The following is a 19,988-nucleotide window of genomic DNA, read 5'->3' as shown; positions in this document are numbered from 1 at the left end:
TCATCGCATTCGGTCAGGCATCGACCGGGGTTGTCGCGATAGGGCAACTCGCTCGGGGCGGAATTGCCGTGGGACAGTGGGCGATCGGCGTGGCGACGATAGGCCAGGTTGCGATCGGCGTCGCGTGGGTCGGGGGCGGCGGGATCGGCGCGACCCGCGGATTCGGGTTGACGCTCGGCCTGTTTCCCGAGACGGCGGTGAATTCCGCACGGGCGCACCGACGGTGGCGGTGGAACCAACTCCGTGGGATTCCAGACGACCGGCCCGTCATAGAACCAGGTCCGCTCTGGCGAATCCTGGCCGCAACCCTGGGAACTGCCGCACTGTCTATCGTGTGGTGGTTCATCGCGGGCCGGGCCATGATCGAGGCCGCCCACGGTTGACCCGAATTGTTCACCGTCGTCTGCAAGGCCCGGGACAGTGCTGACTGTAGGCCAAGTGCTGCAGATGCCACACTGGCTGATGGAGGAACCCCTACTCGTGTCGGGTGGTTCGTTGTGTCCGCGAGTCAGCTATCCGTGCTCTCGGATATTGACGACCTTCCCGTCAGCGATGTGAATGGTGGTGATCGGGGCCCATGAGCTCCGATGGTCGGCCAGGGTTTTCATCACTGCGACGGTGCAGTTTGCCGAGTCGACGAGGAGACCGGACATCGCCGATCGGGTCTGGCGGTGATGGCGACCTGGTCGGAGAGCAGGCCGTGGCACGTCGCTTGCGTTCACGCCAGAACTGCCTGACGACGATGAGTGCGGCTGATCAGTCCAAGTTCGCGGCGTACGACAGATGCGCTGTCATCGGCGATAGCGGACGTTCTGCGCCGCACCAGGTTCCGGGCGCCGGCGCCCCGCGCTGGCCGGATCGGTCAGCGCGATACGGCATGAGCGTGCGTTGGAAAACAGGCAGCGTTATTCGCTGGCGACGAGGTCGGCTTGTGCGTCGTGGACGGCGTTGGCGTGGTCGATCTCGGCCATGTGGTCCTCCGCCCAGGTCCGCAGTGCCGCCAACGGAACCTCCAGGGACAAGCCCAGTTCGGTGAGACGGTAATGCACTCGTGGTGGCACGGTCGGCTCCACTCGGCGGACGACCAGACCGTCCCGGACCAGGTTGCGCAGAGTCACTGACAGCATCTTCTGGGACACACCGGGCATTCGCCGTCGCAGCTCGGCGAACCGAACCTCGTCCGGGGCAGCCTGTGCGAGGACCCTGACCGCCATCGACGTCCATTTCGTGCCGATGCGGTCCAGCAATTGACGTGTCGGGCATCGGCAATCGAACAGATCACCGCGATAGGTGGCGCTCGCGTGCACTGATCGAGTAGTCACCTGGACCTCACCACCTGTAGCCAAAGTGCCGTCTTGGCAGCACAACTGCGGTTACCTACCGTTCGCTGGTAACAGATGGTAACTGCTAGGAGGTTCCATGTCCCGCACGCCGCCTCATGCCGCGCCGATCGAGCTGCGCCGGATCGAGACCAACGGCATCTGCGCCAATGTCGCCGTTGCCGGCACCGGTCCCGCGGTCGTTCTGCTGCACGGCTTTCCGCACACCTGGCGACTGTGGAGCGAGATCATCGGGCCGTTGTCCGCGCATTACCGGGTCATCGCCCCGGACCTCCGCGGATTCGGCGACACCAGCCGTGCGCCGGACGGCTACGACGTCGGCACACTGGCCGCCGATACAGCCGGGATCCTCGATGCCCTCGGCGAACCCACCGCGGCCGTGATCGCGATCGATGCCGGCACCCCGGTCGCGGTCCTGCTTGCCCTGCGCCACCCCGACCGAGTACGACGGTTGGTGGTCATGGAAGCACTGCTGGGCGCACTCCCCGGCGCCCAGGACTTCCTCGCCGCGGGCCCGCCGTGGTGGTTCGGATTCCATGCCGTCCCAGGCCTCGCCGAAACGGTCCTACTCGGCCAAGAGGCACGGTATATCGAATGGTTTCTCACCACCGGCACCTGCGGCCGGGGCGTGCGGGCCGATATCCGCGACGCGTTCGTCGACGCCTACACCGGACACGAATCCCTACGCTGCGCCTTCTCCTATTACCGTGCGCTACCGACCAGCGCCCACCAGATCGACCACGCCGCGGCGACCGGCCGGCTCACCACACCCACCCTGGCGCTCGGCGCCCACCCGGTCGGCGACGCGCTCGCGCGACAGCTACGCCCCATCGCCGAAAACCTCACCGCGCACGTCATTCCCGATTGCGGTCACATCATCCCGCTGGACCGGCCCCAGCAACTGCTCAACCTCATGACGCCCTTCCTCGCCGCCGAGCGACCCGCCTGATCACGCAATCGCAAAGCCCCGCCATGCGACACGCCCTCTTCGGCAATAGCGGACGTCCTGCACCGCACCAGGTTCCGGCCGCCGGCGCCCCGCGCTGGCCGGTTCGGTCAGCGCGGTATGCGGCAGATGAGTACGTTGCCAGTGAGGCAGCCCGGGGATGTGAAGGTCAGAAGAAGAACCAGACGAGATCCCGGCGCTCCTTCAGGCACTCGTATGCCCACTCGGATAGTTCAGCAACGGTTTCGAGCACGTCGGAATCGACGTCTGCGGACAGTGCCCGTTCCATCTCCTCGCGCATCTCGGCCATTGCATCGAACTCGATGCATCCGGCGATCGGGAAGGGGAACGCGCGGGGCAGCGGCAAATCCGCTCCGCCCGCAAAGTATTCGTTAGGTTCGCAGCACACACCTACGGCGCCGAGCTCTTCCTCCACTGTGCCGAGCCAGTCGGAGCTCATGGTGTATGCGCCGCTGTCCAGCGATGTGCCGTAGCGATCACACAACATCTTGAAGACGTAGATGTATATCGCGGCGTCGTCGGAAAGATCGGGGATGTCATTCAAGTAGTTGGGCTCGAGGATCATCTTCGTCAATGCTTGCCGGGCGGCGACCAGCTCCCCCCACGCCTTGGCTGCATCATCCAGATAGTCGAGTTCACCTGCGAGTTCATTCAGCAAGTTTTCCAACAACTCCCGGTTGGCACTGCCGATCATCCGACCTAACGCCTTCGCGTCGACGCTGTAGGCCTGCATGCTGGCACCCACGATTTCCCCATCCGTTCAGTAACCGGACCAGACCGTAGCACTTGCCTCTGACACGGCCTGGAGGTGCGTGACAGCCGATTCCACTGTGGCCCTCCATGATCGGAGTCGAGCGGCTACGTGCACCACGATCAGCTCGCCTGCGCACGATTCGGCACGCGGCATTAGGCAATAGCGGACGTTCTGCGCCGCACCAGGTTCCGGGTGCCGGCGCCACCTGAGGGTTTGACAACATTGCCATCTACCGCTGCGAGTCACACTTTTCGGCGTCACGTCGGAGTGTGGTGCCGAGGTACCGAAAAACGACAGCCCACCGCGAAACACGTTTCTCGACACCCGGACTCGGGCCACAACCTGCCGATTCGCATCCCGGCACCGGAGGTGTCGCGCATCGTTTTCCGAACACGGGCGTCCGGATACATCGGCGGCGGCAGGCCCGGCCGCTCCATCTCCCGCCTGCTGCCGTAGCGCGTCTGCAACTGCCGGCGGATCCTCGGACAACGCTGCCCGCACGAGCGGCTCGGTCGAGCTGTGAACTACATCTGCCAGGGAACGACGTGGCCACCGCTGCTGCCGGTCTGAAACCCATTCAGGAACGTGTCGATTCCATTTATGGCGGAGCTTCCGGCGATGTGGATGTTGCGAATGTAGTCGTAGTCGGCCGACTCCTGACTGGTTGTGCCATCGGAGTCCTTCTGCGTGACGACAACGTGCTGGTCTCCGTTCACGGCCGCGATTTGGACGACGACACCGTAGTTGGCGCCGTTGACGCCGTTGCAGCACGGCGTCAACGCAAAGGGGCTGCCTCCCAGCGTGACTCCGTTGACCACGATCGTTACGGGAGCCGAAGTCGTCGCTTGCACGATGATGAATGCTCCGGAGCATCCGTCGATCGCACCACCTTGGCAATCCGTCCGGGTGGAGACGAGGGTGGCCGAGGCGGGGGCTGCTCCCATCGCAAGCCCGGCCGTGGCGGCGGCCGCTACGGCAGCGATGCTGAATCCATTGCGGGACAACCTTTTCACGTTCATCGGGGGTAGATCTCCTTGCCTGTTCCGGATCGTCGCGGGGTGTCGGCAGCCTATCTGCCGGTCACATCATTTGAAATGACACCGCTTCAGATAGGTGTGCCCCCAGTTTCCGGGGGTCTGCAGGGCCGGGTACCAGATATCGATGAGGACGTTCGCGGCTTCCTCGGCAGAGACATCGGTCGAAGTCGTTGCAGGCCAAGGAATCTCCCTTACCAGACCGGTTGCCGGTACCGGCCACGGCCGCCCGCTTACGCCGATACCAATTTATAGCAAACAACTATAGCAAGCCGTGACGCGCCCGAGTGGTGACGGTCAACAGGTCGTCGGTAGTGACATACAGTGCAGTGGCGAGGGTGTCGACATCATTGCTCACACCCTTGATCTACGACACCTCTCGCCCTGCAATCACGCCGGAATGCGCGCAAAACCTCTGCTCTGCAACATCTCTCATGATCAGCCTGGGCTTCGCGACGCCGACTTCTGCAATCAGCCACCACAACCTGAGGCAATGAACATGCGCATGCACCCCAACTCTCAGAGCCTGGTGACAAAGGGTTAAATGGTGGCCAGGGCTGGCCCGTAGAGGGCCGGCCCGAGCTTTCTGATATGGCCCTGATGTGACCACTGCGACAACCGGACCCGGAAACTGTTGACGTTGTCGACACCCACAATCGCGGCCAGTTCCGTGCCCTTCCACGCCCGCCACGGTTGCGCGGCGATCAGTTCCACCACCTTGCCCCGCGCGTCGGCACTGACCAGCTCCGGTAGCGGTGGACCGGCACCCCACCGGCGCGCTGGTGGGATGCCGGCCAGTTCCCGGGTCAACCTCCGTGTCATGTGATGCACTGTGGCCCACCAGATCATCGCCTCGTGATGGGCCGGGTCACGCTCGTAGACCCGCACCAGCCGCCGGTATCGGGTCAGCCACGCGAAACTCCGCTCGACCACCCACCGGCGCGGCAGCACCACGAACCCTGCCACGTCGTCGGTACGTTTCACGATCGACACCGTCAGTGACAGTACGGAATTCGCCCATACTCCGAGCCGACCGCCGTAGCCGCCGTCTGCCCACACCAGGGTGAGGGCGGAGAACTTCTCCCGCAGCCGCGCCAGCAGCGGGTGGGCGCCGTCGCGGTCCTGTACCGAGGCCGCGGTGACGATGACCGTCAGCAGCAGCCCGAGGGTGTCGACCGCGATATGCCGTTTCTGCCCCTTGGTCTTCTTGCCCGCGTCGTACCCGCACGCCCCGGCGGACACGGTCTCGGCGGCGCGCACGGTCTGGGAATCGATGCATGCGGCGGTGGGCAGTTCACCGCGGCCGAGGGCGGCACGTATCCGGCCGCGGAGCCGTCCGGCCAGGCGTTCGGGCAGGCCACGATCGGACCAGCGGGTGAAGAACGCGTACACCGCCGGGTACGGCGGGAAATCGACCGGCAGGGCGCGCCACTCGATGCCGTAGCGGGCGACATAGCCGATCGCGTCGAGTGTGGCTCGCAGATCGTGGACCATCGGGCGACCCGACACGCGAACGAGTTCGGTCATCACCGCCCGCGCCTCGCGCTCGAGGACCGCCCATTCGGTGTCGGTGAGATCCGATGGATACGACCGTGTCCGGGCGTGGCATCGACAGCCCGGTGAGGCACAACCGCTGGCGCTTGGGGGCGTTGGCGTGTAGACAGACAGGCGGGCTCCTGGGCGGCGTTGTGCGTAGACAACACCTCGCTTACCAGGAGCCCGCCTCGTTCACGGGTTGATCGCCCGGATTCTTCCGAACACGCTCCCGCTCAAGGCATCTCGGCGAGCCGGCCCTTACCGACCAAACCCTTTGTCACCAGGCTCTTACACCGTTGACCATCGGGGTCCGGGACGCACCATCACCGCTGACCCCGACGGCACCCTCCCCGAGCTCTGGCTGCTGACCGAATGGCCCACCGGCGCAAGCGAACCCACCGACTACTGGCTGTCCACCCTGCCACCCGACACACCCATCACCGACCTCGTCCGACTCGCCAAAATCCGCTGGCGCATCGAGCACGACTACCGCGAACTCAAAGACGCCCTCGGTCTCGACCACTTCGAAGGCCGTTCCTGGCTCGGCTGGCATCATCACGCCACCCTCACCACCGCCGCCCACCTGTTCCTCACCACCCTGCGGCTCACCGCCCCAAAAGCAGGCGGGCAGGACTGACCCTCTACGGCATGCTCCGCAAACTCCAACGCGCACTTGCCATCTGGATCGGAACCTGCCCGCTCTGCCACCACACATACTTCGACCTAACAAAGTCCTACTAGCCTCGACCGATCATGCTGTTCTGCTCGGATGGTCTTCTGAAATGGCGAAAGGTGCTCTGAGCTGCGATAATTCGATTTGCTTAGGACCGAATACGCAGTTTGAGGAGCACCCTTCTGGTGAGGGAGTCTACGTCGTGGTACCCGTCGCTGAAAATTGGCGGGAACGGGACAGGTGTGGTGTCGCAGGCGGGAGCGGTGGCGCTGCTGCGGACCGCGGTGAAAGTGGGCCTCGATCGGGCGTTGTCGCAGGTCCTGGTGCCGTGGCGGAAGCCGTTGTCCGTCCATGATCCGGGGAAGATCCTGCTGGACCTGGCGGTGATGGTCGCGATCGGCGGCGACTGTGGCGCCGATGTGGCGTTGTTGCGCGGCGAGCCGGAGGTGTTCGGGCACGTCGCCTCGGACCCGACCGTGCACCGGCTGATCAGCACACTGGCCGCCGATGCGCCGAAAGCGTTGGCCGCCATCGCTTCTGCTCGCGCCGCCGCGCGCGCGGCGGCTTGGCAGGCCGCCGGTGATCGGGCGCCGGATCATGCGATCACCGCCAGCGACCCGCTGTCCATCGATCTGGATGCCACCCTGCTCGACTCGCATTCGGAAAAGGAATGCGCGGCACCGACATACAAGAAGGGCTATGGCTTCCACCCGCTGCTGGCGTTCGCCGATCACGGACTCGACGGCACCGGCGAGCCCCTCGCGGAGCTGCTGCGACCGGGCAACGCCGGCGCCAACACCGCCGCCGACCACAAACGGGTCCTCGCCGCCGCGATCGCGCAACTACCCTGGCGGCCGGACTACCGTGTCGGCCGGAAAGTGCTGGTGCACACCGATTCCGGCGGCGGCACCCACGACTTCGTCGACTACTGCACCGCCCGCAGAGTCCAGTACTCGCTGGGATTCACCCTCACCGACACCATCGTCGAAGCGGTCAACGAGATCCCCGCTGATGTCTGGACCCCAGCCTACGACGCCGACGGCGACGTCCGCGACGGCGCCTGGGTCGCCGAGGTCACCGACATGCTCGACCTCGACGGTTGGCCCGACGACATGCGACTGATCGTCCGCAAAGAGCGTCCGCACCCCGGCGCGCAGCTGCGGTTCACCGACGTCGACGGGCTGCGACTGACCGCGTTCGTTACCAACACCCGCCGCGGCCAGCTCCCCGACCTGGAGTTACGACACCGCCGCCGCGCCCGCTGCGAGGACCGCATCCGCGGCGCGAAAGCCACCGGGCTACGCAACCTGCCGTTCAAATCCTTCGACGCGAATCGGATCTGGGTCGCGATCGTCGCACTCGCCCTCGATCTGACGGCCTGGCTGCAGACCATCGGTCTGCACGACCACGCTGCCCGGCGCTGGGAACCGAAAACACTTCGCTTGCAACTGTTCTCGATCCCCGCCCGGCTCGCCCGCCACGCCCGCCGCGTTCACCTGCGCCTGTCCAAGCATCACCGCGGCACCGGCCTGCTACTGACCGCCCTCAACCGCCTGCAACCAGGATGACCAGCACAAACCATCCCTACGATCACCGAAAGGACTTCCTCCCGGGCCCGTGGAACCCGGCAGCCACCCGCTGACCGGGCTACCCTGCGTTGCCCACCGGTCGCTGATCAGCGGCCCAAGACCAATCCGAAACCGATCAGACCAGGCCGGACACCCCGAGAAAGATCGAGGCTAGGTACCCGAACGGCTCTCGAGCCGAGCGGAAAGCCGCGGCAAGAGCTAGAACGAGTCGCCGACGTCGTGGCTGGAGGAGCTGTAGCGGCGGGAGGCCACGACCCGGGATCGGGCCGAGCAGCCGCGAGAACGGATCGGATAGCTGTCCGAGCAATTGGCCGTCGAAGGGCAGCTGTTGTCGCGGCTGGTGATCACGCGGGAGACGATGGGTGAGGTGCCTGAAGATCTTCGGACAGTGCCCCCAAAGTAGAATCTGGGGAACTGAACGGAGTTGTTTGTGGCACAGAAGAAGTCGCCGAAGTCGCGGCAGTTCAGTCCCGAGTTTCGGGAGACTGCGGCCCGGGAAGTGGTGGAGAAGTCGCGGGCGGTCGCCGATGTCGCTCGCGATTGCGGGTGACCGATCAGACGATCCGGAACTGGGTGCGCGATTTCCGGCGTGCGCATGTCACCGATTCGGAGTTGTCGATCTCCGAGCGTGCCCGGTTGAAGGAGCTGGAGCGGCGGGTGCGGGAGTTGGAGGAGGAGAACCGCTTCTTGGGAAAATCGGTGGCCTTCTTCGCGAAGAAGCACCGGTGAGTGTCAAGTACGCGTTCATCGCCTCCGAAGAAGGCAATTATTCCGTCGTGGACATGTGCCGGTGGGCGAAGGTCTCGCGATCGGGCTACTACGACTGGTATCGGCGCGAGCCCTCGGCCACCGCGCAGCGCCGCGAAATCCTCGCCGCCGAAATCCAGTTCTGTTTCGAACATTCCGACGGCACCTACGGCTATCGGCGCATCCACGCCCAACTGACCCGGTGGGGCACGGTCGTGGACCCGGGCACGGTCCGCGCGATCATGCGGGAGCTGGGCTTGGTGCCGTGCCAGCCACGCCCGTTCCGGCCGGTCACCACCCTCGCCGGCGATGCGGCCGAGCTGCCGGACCTGGTGCGCCGCGACTTCACCGCCGATGCTCCCGGGACGAAATTGGTCGGCGACATCACCTATATCCGCACCTGGGAAGGATGGTTGTACCTGGCGACGGTGCTCGATTGCTTCTCCAAGAAAGTGGTCGGTTACGCGATGGCCGATCACATGCGCACCGAACTCGTCACCGACGCCTTGCATATGGCCGCGAAGAATTCGACCTTCACCCCAGGGATGACAATCTTCCACAGTGACCGCGGCAGTCAATATCTTTCCTCCGAATTCGCCACCGCGGCAAAGGAACTCGGCGTGCTGCGTTCTGTAGGCCGTACCGGTACGTGCTTTGAGGTGAGTCGGCGGCGGGAATCGCACCCACCGCCGCTCTCAGAACCGTGCTTAACAGTCTCCCGTTACACGGCTCCCGCTGCTGAACCGGTAGGCAATGCGCCGTGCTTCCAGTGCGCGAACATGCCCGGATAAACCGACGCTATCTCGGCGAGTTGCTTCCGAGCTTTCCTGGGTGCGCGGCGGAACCGTTTGTACTTCCTTACTGCCCATTTCACCAGAAACGGGTTGATCTGTCGCTCCAGGAACCGGATCAGATCGGACTTGTAGAAGCGCCCGTAGTAGTTGATCCAGCCAGCCACAACGGGGTTGATCATCGCGGCGATTTCCTTGAAACTCAGCGCGGTCCAGCGACCCAACTGCCAGTTCCGGATGGCCGCGGCCATGTTCTTCCTCGCCTGCTTGCTCACCGAGGGCAGGAAGCCTGACTTCAGCCTCCCGTCCCGCAAGCGAGCGGCCCGGCACCGGAACGTGAACCCCAGAAAGGTGAATTCCGTGACCGGGAAATCCAGATCACGACCCTCCTGCTTGCAATACACGATCCGGGTCTTCTCCGGGTGCAGACTCAAACCGAACTGACCCAACCTGCGCCCGATCGCATCACGGACGAACTCCGCTTGCTTCTCACTGGCGCAATGGATTACAGCGTCGTCGCAATACCGCTCGAACCTGATCGACGGAAACTCCCGATCCAGCCAGGCATCGAAAGCGTAGTGCATGAACAGATTCGACAACAACGGCGAAATCGCGGATCCCTGCGGAGTCCCCTTGTCCCGCCATAGAAGCGTCCCGTCGGCCTGCTGCATCGGCGCGATCAGCCACCGTTTCACATACAGCAGAACCCACGGCAGATCGGTGTGTTTCTCGACAGCGGCGACGATGGGATCATGCGGAACGTTGTCGAAGAATCCCTGGATATCGAGGTCGACAATCCAAGGCTGTCGCCAACACCGTTGCTTGCATGTTTCCACCGCCTCCCACGCCGACCGGCCCGGGCGATAACCATACGAATCCCGATGAAACACCTTCTCCACCTCGGAATTCAGCACCATGGCCACCGCAGTCTGAGCGATTCGATCGGCGACGGTCGGAACCCCAAGGGTCCGAACACCACCATGCTTCGGGATCTCCACCGCCCGAACAGGCGGCGGAAAATAGCTTCCCGAAGACAGCCGATTCCAGAGCCGATACAGGTTGTTCTTCTCGTCCTGCTCGAACTCCGCCAACGACTGCCCATCCACACCAGCCGCTCCCTTGTTGGCCTTGACCCTCTGATATGCGTTCCACACCAGAGTTTTCGGGATATCGAACGGCTTGCCTACCGATCTCGTCTCGGTCATCAGATTCCTCCCATTACTGGTTGATCATCGATCGAAACCCAACAACACGCCCCCTTCGCTCCGCCCCCATTACAGGAGCTTCATCACTACTACGGGGCGTTCCGCCCTCCTGACAGGCCACCGGGTTCTGCACCCGTCTCGCGTCCACCTCAACCAGCGGACACCATTTCATGTCGAGGAGTTCTCCTGTTCCGTTGTGAAGCCCGGACCGAGCTCGCGCCACCTTCATGCCGGACACCACCAGACCAATCAGCAGGCACCCGTCTGGCTCATCCCGGAACAGCATTAAGGCCCCGGTTTCGATGTCACTTGGCCTAACGACACGTCATCAGTGGTTCACTCGCGTTCGCCTTCTCGGCCCCTACCTGCCCTGTCTTGCAAGGCTTTTCCCACGACGCTCACCACCACGACTCATTCACCGCAGCAGCTCGGGGCGGTTTGACACCTGCACCTGCATACCGATGCCGAAGGACCTACCTTCATCTCCACAACAGCACGGCAACAACAAGATTCGCGCTTCTACATCACGACCTCCCTATCACCTATCAGGACACACCAACGCCTGGGCGGAATCGTTCAACGGGACCCTGAAGAACGAGCGGGTGAACCGCACCGAGTATCCGACCCGTGAACACGCTCGACGCGACATTACACGCTATATCGAGTTGCGCTACAACCAGATTCGGCTCCACTCGGCAATTGACTATCGGACACCCAACGAAGTAGAGTCCGAGTGGTTCGAACGGAACCAGGCAGCGTAGAGAAACCAAAGATCCGCTGTCCGAAATCCTTCCGGCCCCTCAGGGCGAGATTTTGTCCGCCTTTGCGTCGGTGTTACGGGAGTTCCGCCCCTTGAGATTTCGTTGGTGCGGCGCGATATTTGGGCCAGGAAAACTCGATCGCTGAACTGTAGAGGTCCTCGATTTCGGATGCGTACATCTCGGTGATGACACGGCGTCTGAGCTTCCCCGTAGGAGTGAGCTCGATACCATTCCTCCACTCCCGCGGCAGAATTAGGAACTTCTTGATCTGCTCGACCCGGGCCAGCGTAATGTTGGCGCGCTCGATCTGCTCACGGACGTGGGGGTGGAGCGACGGATCGCCGGCATTCAGCGGACCGGTGGTCGTAGGATCCAATACGATCAAGGCAACATTGTACGGGCGCGCGTCACCGACTACACAAACGTGGGCAATCATGTTGCCGGCCGAACGGATCGCCATCTCGACGTTCGCCGGCGACATGTTCTTGCCCGCCGCATTGATGATGAGCTCCTTCTTCCGATCCACGATCCATACGAATCGGTCCGCATCGATGCGCGCTATATCGCCGGTGTGGAGCCATCCATCGGCATCGATCGCCTCAGCGGTCTGCTCGGGCCGGCCGCGGTAGGCACGCATCAACTGCGGGCCTCGAATCAGGAGTTCGCCATCCTCGGTCAGCGACACCTCGACGGTCTCGATCGGCCGGCCCACACTTCCGGGGCGCAGCGATCCGGGCGTGTTCGCGGTGACGACGCACGATGTCTCGGACATCCCCAGTCCTTCACACAGAGGAAGGCCGAGACGAACGAAAAAGTCAATCACCGCGCGAGGTGTCGGGGCAGCCCCGGTGATCAGCCAAGCGGCGTCGGCAAGTCCCAGTTTCTGTCGCATGCTGGCCGCGAGGTCCGGTTCCACGGCGTCCGCCGTGAGGTCATCTGGATAGGCCGCCTCGATCGACGCTTTGAACTTCTCCCAAACGCGGGGTACTGCCAGGAACACTGTCGGCTTGGTCTTGCCGACAGCGGTCGGCAGATTGTCCAAGTCCGCGACGCAGGTGACGGTGTTGGCGTATGTCATGAACGCTGAGTAGTGAGATGTCCATCGATCCGCCACATGAGCAGCGGGAAGGAAGCTGACCTGCCGTCCGCGACTGGGCAATGGCATAGCCATATGGACACCTCGAAGCTGCGCGAGCATTCCTGCATGTGTCAGTTCGACGCCCTTCGACGGGCCGGTCGTACCTGACGTGTAGATCAGAGTCAGCAGGTCGTCGGGCTCGACGTCCGCGGCTATGCCGAAGTCGAAATCTGTCTCCTCGGCCTCGAGTTCCGCAGTCAGATCCACGCAGCCGTCGACCGCCTTGTCGATGACCAACAAGCGGCCGAACGGGGCCCCCAACTCTCGTGCAGCCTGCAGGGCGGGAACGAAGACCGACTCCGTGACTACGATGTCCGGTCCGGCATCGGATAACACATGACGAATCTGGTCGGGAGCCAAGGTGTTGTAGATGCTGAATGGCACGGCACCCAGCAGCATCGCGGCAGCGTCGACGACGTGAAACTCAGGTCGGTTCCGCAGCATGAGAGCAACCGGCACGCCGTGTGTCACACCGACAGCTTGTAGCCGCGAGGCAATCGCCCCAATGCGAGCCATCACCTCTCCGTATGTCCACTGGACGCCATCTTCATAGGATCGCAATGCAATCCTGTCCTTATTGACCGCCGCAGTAGCCAGCAGAAGATCGCACACCGTCCGCGCGCTGTTCAGGTAAGGCAGATCGGTTGCCGCACCGGGTGTTTCTGTTTTCGGCATATGGACTCCTTTATCCGTAGTGACTCCAACACGCTGCGGTCAGGCCACCGAAAATCGGTACCCCCGAATGTCGTCGCTATCCACCCGGTGGGAGATTCTTCATTGACGGAAATTGACGTCGCTCACGCTTGGCCGGGCGGACCACGCATTTTCAGGACGACGAACTTCGCGAACGTTCCTGTATCGGATGACGGCGCACATGCGCGCAGGCTCGGCGATCTGGACGCCGTGGATCTTGTGCGCAGTACCAGCTCTACCAATCGAGAAAACTCCTACGTCCATCGCAGCACCACGGTTGCGACGGACATAGGAGTCTCGAAACATGGTATTCATGTCGCTCGCGGTACGGGCTTGTCCGGGCTATCGACCGATGGCCGGCCGCTCAGCGCCGGCAGCGACGCATCTGGCGTGGCCTGCATCGACTGTTATGTCGTCGACCACAGGCACGCCGAATCCGCCCGGGGGTTCAGCCCAGAGCGGCCTGCATGGCGACCCCGTCGACGTAGGAGTGCTTCTCCTTGACTGCGCCGTTCTCGATCAGAACATAATCCGCGAGGTCGACGCACACACGATTGCCGGTTGCCGAGGTCCAGATCATCTGGAACTGCACCGCCCAGAAATCCTCTCCACCGCGCCACGAGATCTGGTGGAAGGCGAGGTCGGGAAGCAGGGCGAAGGTGCCCACCGCGGCCTCTCGGATGGCTGCCCGGCCACGTGCAGGTTCCTGGCCCGAATGTAGGTGGAATATCGAGTCGGCGGTGTGGAGTTCGACGATTCGGTCCGGGTCGCGGTCCACCCAGCACGCGTGATAGCGCTCGAACAGTTCGCGAGTTTCAGTGGTCATGATGGGAAGCTCCGATCGTTGTACATGTAGTTGTCCGCAATTCGACCTGAAAGATATTGTGCGGGAATCACTCTGAATGAGGTGACTGGCTACGTCGCTGGTCGTCTCCCTTCGTTGGTGGGCAGCCGAAGCCTCCCGGCAATCAAGCGCGGAAAGCGGCGGCGATGATCCCGGGGACACGTAGCCAACTCGGCCGGCCCGAGTAGGCAGTGAGTCTCCGGGAGGTCTGCACAGCGCTTTCGGCGGTGACGAACCAGGACGGTTTCGGCGAGAGTGCGAACTCGCCGTTGGCGATCGAGCGAGGGAAGGGCCGGAATGGGCCGCTGAGGACGGCCCGTTCGGGACCGTCGATCAGATGCGCGTTGTGGACCACACCGATACCGCTGCCAACCGCATTGAGCGTGTGGCCGGGGTAGGCACCCCACGGAAGGCCAGGTACGAGGAATCCCAGGGCGCTCCAGACGTTGATGCCGATCGTGCCGTAGCGGAGTTCCGCGATGGCGCTGTCGAAATCTCGCCCCATGGCTGCGCGGTCGGCGGGGGCGACGATGAGGCTGGCGCCCAGGGTGCCGCACAGCCGGTCGTTCGCGAAGGTCACCGCGGCACGCAAGAAGGCCGCGCCGGTGCCGGGTAGGGCCGTGTGTCCCAGTACCGGAGCGAAGTATTCGGTGGTGAGCAATTCCTGCGACGTCGACTCGTCGACCTCGACCAGGAGCCGCCCCGAACGGTGTTCGGCGGCAGGGTACGCATCCTCGGCGAGTGCCATTTTGCGCTCGCTGCCGGGATACCACGGCGCACGGTCGGGGAGCGTGTCGAGCACGTCGCGGAGCGCGTCGAGGAATTCCGTGCGCTGATCCCAGTCGCTGCTGAGAATCAAGGCTTGACCAGAGATGCAATTATGGCCCCCGTTGTGCAGCCGCTGGGTCGCGACGTGCTCGGCTTGATAGCGCAGATCAGCCTTCGACCACCGGCCAGGAACCACGATGATCGGCGAGACCCCGCCCAGTTCGCTGGTGATCTCCTTGGTCAGGTGTGGTGTGCCCGCAGCCCGCCGAGCCTGTGCATCCGAACCGACACCCCAAACGATTGCGTCGTGGGTGACATCACTGCCCGTGATATGCACGTGCACGATCGCGGGGTGATGAGTCAAGTATCCGCCGACTGCTGCGCCACCATTCACGATACGCAGGGCACCGAACTCGATGAGCGGCGCGAACGCGTCCTCGAGTACCGGGCGCAGTCCTGCAAAAGTCGGGTTGAGCTTGAGAATGCTGACCCGATTGTGGGCCACCAATTCATACAAAGTATCCAGTGGTCCGATGGAACTGACATTGCCCGCGCCCAGGACTAATCCGACGTCCGCGCCGGCTCGTTTCGCACCGAGACCCGCCGTCGCACGCACCTGCTCTGCGGTGATCCCCGGCGGCATCCAGACCTCGGCCGAGAATCCGTGCAGCAGTATCGACTCCCTCATATCGGCGGGCAGGACCTTCCACGTGATCCGCCCGCCCGGCGCTGTTCCGATCTCGAGGCCATCCAGCGACGACCGACCGGTCGCAAGCAGGTCGAGTTCTCGGGCTACCGCACCGAAATTCGCCAGCACGACATAGGGGCCCGACATCCATTCCTCGCCCTCCCAGGACCCTGCCGGCATGCCCTTGGCTGCCGCAACTGCCCGCACCCAGCGGCTGGCGTTCGCCAGGATCGAGACATGAGTGCGTTCTATCAGGTCGGCGCGCTCGGAGAGCCCGAGTCGCGCCCAACGCTGGGCTCCTTGCTGTAACTGCCCGACTGCGCGATCCAACGCGGCGAGGTCGGCCTCGCTCAGCACCCCGTCGGGGTGAATGTGGTCTGGGGCTGTGGTCACGACGTCTCCATCCGCATTGATCAGAGAAATCAAGTGTCGCGGTGGACCGTCTTTCGTGGCGACAGGCGTGCGCAACCACTTCGGGCACCTCCGTTGTGCGCACGCACAACGGAAACTCGGTTCATGACGGTGACCCAGGACACGCACATCGAGCGCTCCCGCCTGCTGGTGGAGCTGCGCACCGACATGGCTGCAATCACCAAGATCGTGACCGCCAGAATCGAGCACGACGAGAAGGATTACGGCGACGCTGCACTCGGTCACGACGAATTGATTACTCTCGTCACCGACAGCCTCGCCGCGTTGATGGACGCCATTTCCGACGCCCCTTTTTCGCTCGAGCCCGCTCGCAGAGCGGGACGCCTCAAGGCCGAGCGAGGCATACCGCTCGACAGCCTGCTGCACGCCTTCCGCGTCGCGGGACGGGCATTCTGGCAGGTCATCGTCGAACGCGCGGAACACGACGCCCACCCGGCCCTACCGCAGCTGTCCACACTGGTGTGGGCCACCATCGACGAGTATTCCGTCGCAGCGGCCGACGCCTACCGGAGCGCAGGCGTCACCGCTGACGAGCAACCCGACCAGCGGCTGTTGCGGGCACTGCTCGATCGCGATATTCCAGAGACGCAGCGCGCGGACTTGTCCAGAAAGATGCGCCTACCCGCCCGAGGCATCTTCGCCGTCATGGTCGGCGACGTCCACCTCGCTGCGACCGGAGTGACCACGCTACGTACCTTTTATGTCGACGACTGGGTGAGCCTCGCCGCTGCGACCTCCCCCGTAACGCTCGACCACGCCCTACGCGCAGTCAGCACGCCAGCCGGCGCCAGCAAACCCTTCGCCGACCTCATGTCCGCTCCCGCCGCGCTCGAGCAGGCGCGCCTGGCGTTCCGGTGTCTCAGCGCGACAGACACCGGAATCCACATCTACGCCTCGTCCCCAGCACGTGCCTTGATCGCGGCCCATCCCGAACTCGCCGCGGACGTCCTTTCCGATTGGCTCGGCGCATTCGACCAGCTCGATACCGACGACGCCGATGCACTGGTACAGACAGCCCTGGCTTGGTACGAACTCGGCGGCTCGACCTCCGCTGTCGGAGAGCGGCTTCATCTGAACCGCAACACGGTATTGCACCGTCTCAAGCGCATAGAGCAGCTCACCGGCTCCACGTTCACAGTGCCCGCCAAGGCGGCGGTGCTTTACTTGGCACTCCAAGCTCGATTGCTCAACGCCCCCAGCGGCAAGTCATGACCGACGTGAGGCGCTCCGCGGTGGCATGTGCCGTGGCCACGCCATCGACGACCTGTACCCCCGAAAGTCGTTGCTATCCACCCGATCGGGGATTCTTGATCGGCGGAGATCAACAACCCCGATGCTCGGCTGGACGGTGGCGTAGATTCCCGGAATAACGCGTATCCCGCATGTCCCCCGCCCTCGGCTCAGTCGATCAGTAGTCGGGCTTGTAGTGGCCGGAACCTTCTGCAGGACACGGTTGTCGGTGCGTTCTAAGCGTAGGCAGTCGTCGGCGGTCATTGGGTGACTGGCAGGAACCCCAAATCGGTTGGATCTGAACGACGACGACCTGGACTCCAGGGTCAGTCTCCCGGTCGCGGGTCCTTTCGGCGAGGCTAGCGCCCGTCCAGCAGGAGTAAGGCTTACAACCATCACCTTGCAAACGACCTCGTGGTCTCTCAAGTAGAGCGGATCTTGTCCGGGTCCGTTTGTCCGATCCGGACCGGACAAACGTGCCCCCGACCTGCGGGACATTTGAGTCAGGCAAAAGGCCAACGGGCAACAACCCCGAACTTCGGGCCCCACACCGTGGGTTCAGACGAACGGGACCCGCCCGCCGAACGGAGACGAATCGCGAACCAGGACAGCGGTTCCGATCCCCACGAGAACCTCGAAAGAGGATAGCCGAGGAGGTGAATTACATGTCAGTGTGGTGCCTGTGCACGGTCGAGCAGGCCGGCCCTCTGCGACCAGCTGAAACCGCTGCTGCAGTTCATCGTCGCCGGCGGACTTCCGACCACCGTCAAAGCCGGACTCGACATCCTCGGGACCAACGCCGGAGATCCCCGACCTCCGCTGCTGCCACTCGACGAATCCGGCCGCGCGGCATTGCGAGCAATCCTCGCCACCGCCTGATTCCTCATGGCGGGTGCCACACACAGGCACCCGCCGATCCAAAACCGAACCACCGAGATCTCCCCCTCCCTCGGTTCTTCGGGGCCGTGTTGCTGAACTTCATGTCACGACGGTTGCGATCACCGCTCCTCTCCCGGCCTCATGACCATCACGGCCATCGACCCGACGAAGGCAACCGGCGCGTCGCTCGGCATCGTCACCGCAGACGACGAACGACTGTTCGCCCGCGGCCGCGGCGACCGCCGCGAACTGGAGATCGTGCCGCCCGGTGAGAGCGTCCTTCGCTTGGGACACACTTCGTGTTCTATTGCCTCGGAACACAATCCGGCTATCGCGTGCTTGCACTGCCCAGCGCGCGGAAGTTGTCCGTGACCAGTGTGAGCCACTGGCTGGCCCCGTGGAGGCGTGTCTCCTGCATCGCACGACCGTCTCATCACGTACAGCCGAACATGAAACCACCAGCGCGACAACAGCACCCGGATTCACGAACAAGGTCAACCGGTCTCATCCGTGCAACTTGGGTGTGTCGCCCAGGGGCCGCCCACTTACTTGTGGTCGCGGAGGAAGGCCGGGATGTCGGCCGGGGTCGGGTAGTCGGGCAGCGGTGCGGGCTCGTCTTGGAGGAATGCGGTGATGACGGCTGCTGCTCGTTGGTCGTTGTCATCCAGGCCATTCCACATGTGGTGGCCGACGCCGGGCATGTACTGGGTGCGCTGGATGGCGGGGTCGTTCGCGAGGATGGTTGTCTCCCACTGCCGGACCTGGGAGGAGCACTCGGCGATCATCAGCATCGCGGGTGTCCGGGAGTGCCTCAGCTCAGAGGCGATGGAGGGGGAATCTCTGACCGTTTGCTGGATGCGGAGGCTGGCGGCAGCACTGAAGGAGAAGTTGCCTGCCGTGTCCTCGACCGGGATGCGGTGCGCGTCTTGCGCGCAGTAGGCGGATGCGGTGTCGCTGCCGAGATCGGCGGCGGTGAAGGCATTGTCGCCCTCCGCCTGTTCTATCAGCCCGTTGTCCGGGCTGAGCAGCCCGAGCCGCATGAGGCCGAACGCGACCGCGTATCGCGGGGCGTGTGTGGAGCGGGGTCCGGCCGTGGCCGGTGCGATGCCGCCGGCCGATGGTCGGCCCTTCTGCCCCGCGATCGCGGCGGTGGGGCCGTCCATCGGGCCTGGTTCGGCGATGACCGCGCGGCGTAGGTGGGCGGCCGTGGTCGGGTCGGCCAGTGCGCGGGTGAGCACGGCCGCGCCCGAGGAGAATCCCAGCACGTCGACGGGGCCCTCGCCGAGCTCGCCGACGAAGGCGCCGAGGTCACGGACGGACCGGGTGATCGAGTACTGGTCCATGGGCAGCAGGCCGCTGCGTCCACCGCCGGCCTGCTCGTAGGCGTACACGTCGTAGCCCTGCCCCGCGAGCCGCTGCAGGAAGTGGTGGTCGAGCAGCGAGATGCCGCGCACCGGTCCGCCATTGAGGTAGACGAGCGGAACGCGATGCCGGGGGCTGTCGCCAGTGGGCGGGTAGTGGTAGACCGCGACCTGGCTGCCGGTGGGCAGGCGCCAGTGTTCGGTGGTCACGAACGCCAGGTCGGGCGGGTAGCGGCGCGTCGTGGGGACGGTGGGGACGCACACCGACAGTGTCAGGGCCGCTGCGACGAGCACTGGCAGCAACGGCACCAGCCGTCCCCGCCAGGAGCGGCGCCGTCCCCGCCACAGCGCCGCGACGACCGCGACCCCGACAGTCGCGGACCACGCGGCGAACCCCGATCCAGCGCCGTCGGTTGCGACGATGAGCGCCAGGAAGTAGGCGACCAGCCCCACCACCGCGGCGGTAGCCGCGGTCGAGCGGCGGACGAAGCCCCACGGACGGATGACGGAGGGTGGCATAGGCGATCTCTTCCGGCTTTTTGAAACATCGTTTTGAAA

At 64.1% G+C, this 19,988-nt stretch carries 16 protein-coding genes and 3 pseudogenes; 10 read left to right on the top strand and 9 right to left on the bottom strand.

What is annotated here, in order from left to right:
• Positions 1-905: 905 nt before the first annotated feature.
• Entirely contained in the window at positions 906-1,307 is a 402-nt protein-coding gene (locus tag ACQP1O_RS18455; protein ID WP_433567722.1) for a winged helix-turn-helix transcriptional regulator, read from the bottom strand.
• Between the two features lie 112 nt (positions 1,308-1,419).
• On the opposite strand from ACQP1O_RS18455, the gene ACQP1O_RS18450 reads away from it, so the two are divergent.
• A complete protein-coding gene (locus ACQP1O_RS18450) occupies positions 1,420-2,289 on the top strand; it encodes an alpha/beta fold hydrolase (RefSeq protein WP_433566982.1) in 870 nt (289 codons plus the stop codon).
• Between the two features lie 166 nt (positions 2,290-2,455).
• Here ACQP1O_RS18450 and ACQP1O_RS18445 read toward each other — a convergent pair whose 3' ends face one another.
• The 3 genes and pseudogenes from ACQP1O_RS18445 to ACQP1O_RS18435 form a co-directional block, all read right to left on the bottom strand.
• Complete coding sequence (locus ACQP1O_RS18445) at positions 2,456-3,040, bottom strand: DUF7691 family protein (RefSeq protein WP_433566981.1); 585 nt, start codon at positions 3,038-3,040, stop codon at positions 2,456-2,458.
• Positions 3,041-3,585: 545 nt separating this feature from the next.
• Positions 3,586-4,080, bottom strand: a complete 495-nt coding sequence (locus ACQP1O_RS18440) for a hypothetical protein (protein ID WP_433566980.1) — start codon at positions 4,078-4,080, stop codon at positions 3,586-3,588.
• Between the two features lie 822 nt (positions 4,081-4,902).
• Positions 4,903-5,763, bottom strand: a pseudogene (locus ACQP1O_RS18435) (IS5 family transposase); the annotation flags it as partial.
• Between the two features lie 205 nt (positions 5,764-5,968).
• Between ACQP1O_RS18435 and ACQP1O_RS18430 the strand changes: the two are divergent.
• From ACQP1O_RS18430 to ACQP1O_RS18410, 5 genes and pseudogenes are all read left to right on the top strand, one after another.
• A pseudogene (locus ACQP1O_RS18430) lies at positions 5,969-6,308 on the top strand (transposase); the annotation flags it as partial.
• A gap of 181 nt (positions 6,309-6,489) precedes the next feature.
• Complete coding sequence (locus tag ACQP1O_RS18425; protein ID WP_433566979.1) at positions 6,490-7,872, top strand: IS1380 family transposase; 1,383 nt, start codon at positions 6,490-6,492, stop codon at positions 7,870-7,872.
• 451 nt (positions 7,873-8,323) lie between these two features.
• Positions 8,324-8,443 (top strand): transposase, encoded by a 120-nt coding sequence (locus ACQP1O_RS18420; RefSeq protein ID WP_433560405.1) that lies wholly within the window; start codon positions 8,324-8,326, stop codon positions 8,441-8,443.
• Positions 8,440-8,622: a hypothetical protein gene (locus tag ACQP1O_RS18415; RefSeq protein WP_433560406.1), complete on the top strand. Its 183-nt coding sequence runs from the start codon at positions 8,440-8,442 to the stop codon at positions 8,620-8,622. The genes ACQP1O_RS18420 and ACQP1O_RS18415 overlap by 4 nt, the downstream gene beginning before the upstream one ends.
• Entirely contained in the window at positions 8,619-9,431 is an 813-nt protein-coding gene (locus tag ACQP1O_RS18410) for an IS3 family transposase (RefSeq protein ID WP_433560407.1), read from the top strand. Before ACQP1O_RS18415 ends, ACQP1O_RS18410 begins: the two co-directional genes overlap by 4 nt.
• Here the strand turns inward: ACQP1O_RS18410 and ltrA are convergent.
• Positions 9,362-10,636, bottom strand: coding sequence for a group II intron reverse transcriptase/maturase (ltrA, locus tag ACQP1O_RS18405; protein WP_433560408.1), 1,275 nt, complete (start codon positions 10,634-10,636; stop codon positions 9,362-9,364). The genes ACQP1O_RS18410 and ltrA overlap by 70 nt on opposite strands.
• A 227-nt stretch (positions 10,637-10,863) precedes the next feature.
• Here ltrA and ACQP1O_RS18400 point away from each other — a divergent pair, with 227 nt between their 5' ends.
• The gene (locus ACQP1O_RS18400; RefSeq protein WP_433566978.1) at positions 10,864-11,397 is read left to right on the top strand and encodes an integrase core domain-containing protein; all 534 of its coding nucleotides are present in this window, start codon (positions 10,864-10,866) and stop codon (positions 11,395-11,397) included.
• 73 nt (positions 11,398-11,470) lie between these two features.
• Here the strand turns inward: ACQP1O_RS18400 and ACQP1O_RS18395 are convergent, their stop codons facing one another.
• The 3 genes from ACQP1O_RS18395 to ACQP1O_RS18385 form a co-directional block, all read right to left on the bottom strand.
• The gene (locus ACQP1O_RS18395; RefSeq protein ID WP_433566977.1) at positions 11,471-13,210 is read right to left on the bottom strand and encodes an AMP-dependent synthetase/ligase; all 1,740 of its coding nucleotides are present in this window, start codon (positions 13,208-13,210) and stop codon (positions 11,471-11,473) included.
• A gap of 466 nt (positions 13,211-13,676) precedes the next feature.
• Entirely contained in the window at positions 13,677-14,054 is a 378-nt protein-coding gene (locus ACQP1O_RS18390; RefSeq protein WP_433566976.1) for a nuclear transport factor 2 family protein, read from the bottom strand.
• Positions 14,055-14,196: 142 nt separating this feature from the next.
• The gene (locus tag ACQP1O_RS18385) at positions 14,197-15,996 is read right to left on the bottom strand and encodes an aldehyde dehydrogenase family protein (protein ID WP_433566975.1); all 1,800 of its coding nucleotides are present in this window, start codon (positions 15,994-15,996) and stop codon (positions 14,197-14,199) included.
• A 48-nt stretch (positions 15,997-16,044) separates the two neighbouring features.
• Between ACQP1O_RS18385 and ACQP1O_RS18380 the strand changes: the two genes are divergently transcribed.
• From ACQP1O_RS18380 to ACQP1O_RS18370, 3 genes and pseudogenes are all read left to right on the top strand, one after another.
• Positions 16,045-17,172: a PucR family transcriptional regulator gene (locus ACQP1O_RS18380; RefSeq protein WP_433566974.1), complete on the top strand. Its 1,128-nt coding sequence runs from the start codon at positions 16,045-16,047 to the stop codon at positions 17,170-17,172.
• A 723-nt stretch (positions 17,173-17,895) separates the two neighbouring features.
• Positions 17,896-18,069 (top strand): annotated as a pseudogene (locus ACQP1O_RS18375) (dihydrodipicolinate synthase family protein); the annotation flags it as partial.
• Positions 18,070-18,210: 141 nt separating this feature from the next.
• Positions 18,211-18,441 carry a hypothetical protein gene (locus ACQP1O_RS18370; protein WP_433566973.1) on the top strand — a complete coding sequence of 77 codons (231 nt, stop codon included), beginning with the start codon at positions 18,211-18,213 and terminating at the stop codon, positions 18,439-18,441.
• 173 nt (positions 18,442-18,614) lie between these two features.
• On the opposite strand, the gene ACQP1O_RS18365 is transcribed toward ACQP1O_RS18370, so the two are convergent.
• Positions 18,615-19,949 (bottom strand): alpha/beta hydrolase, encoded by a 1,335-nt coding sequence (locus ACQP1O_RS18365; protein WP_433566972.1) that lies wholly within the window; start codon positions 19,947-19,949, stop codon positions 18,615-18,617.
• Positions 19,950-19,988: the final 39 nt, after the last annotated feature.

The organism is Nocardia sp. CA-151230, assembly GCF_050942175.1.
In the GTDB taxonomy this organism is placed as follows: Bacteria; Actinomycetota; Actinomycetes; order Mycobacteriales; family Mycobacteriaceae; genus Nocardia.
The sequence above is the reverse complement of the archived record's forward strand: the minus strand, read 5'-3'. Positions and strand labels throughout refer to the sequence as shown.

Coding starts and splice junctions, on each gene's coding strand:
- ACQP1O_RS18450 (WP_433566982.1), top strand. CDS start 1,420: ATGTCCCGCACGCCGCCTCATGCCGCGCCGATCGAGCTGCGCCGGATC.
- ACQP1O_RS18445 (WP_433566981.1), bottom strand. CDS start 3,040: ATGCAGGCCTACAGCGTCGACGCGAAGGCGTTAGGTCGGATGATCGGC.
- ACQP1O_RS18440 (WP_433566980.1), bottom strand. CDS start 4,080: ATGAACGTGAAAAGGTTGTCCCGCAATGGATTCAGCATCGCTGCCGTA.
- ltrA (WP_433560408.1), bottom strand. CDS start 10,636: ATGACCGAGACGAGATCGGTAGGCAAGCCGTTCGATATCCCGAAAACT.
- ACQP1O_RS18400 (WP_433566978.1), top strand. CDS start 10,864: ATGCCGGACACCACCAGACCAATCAGCAGGCACCCGTCTGGCTCATCC.
- ACQP1O_RS18395 (WP_433566977.1), bottom strand. CDS start 13,210: ATGCCGAAAACAGAAACACCCGGTGCGGCAACCGATCTGCCTTACCTG.
- ACQP1O_RS18390 (WP_433566976.1), bottom strand. CDS start 14,054: ATGACCACTGAAACTCGCGAACTGTTCGAGCGCTATCACGCGTGCTGG.
- ACQP1O_RS18380 (WP_433566974.1), top strand. CDS start 16,045: ATGACGGTGACCCAGGACACGCACATCGAGCGCTCCCGCCTGCTGGTG.
- ACQP1O_RS18370 (WP_433566973.1), top strand. CDS start 18,211: ATGACCATCACGGCCATCGACCCGACGAAGGCAACCGGCGCGTCGCTC.
- ACQP1O_RS18365 (WP_433566972.1), bottom strand. CDS start 19,949: ATGCCACCCTCCGTCATCCGTCCGTGGGGCTTCGTCCGCCGCTCGACC.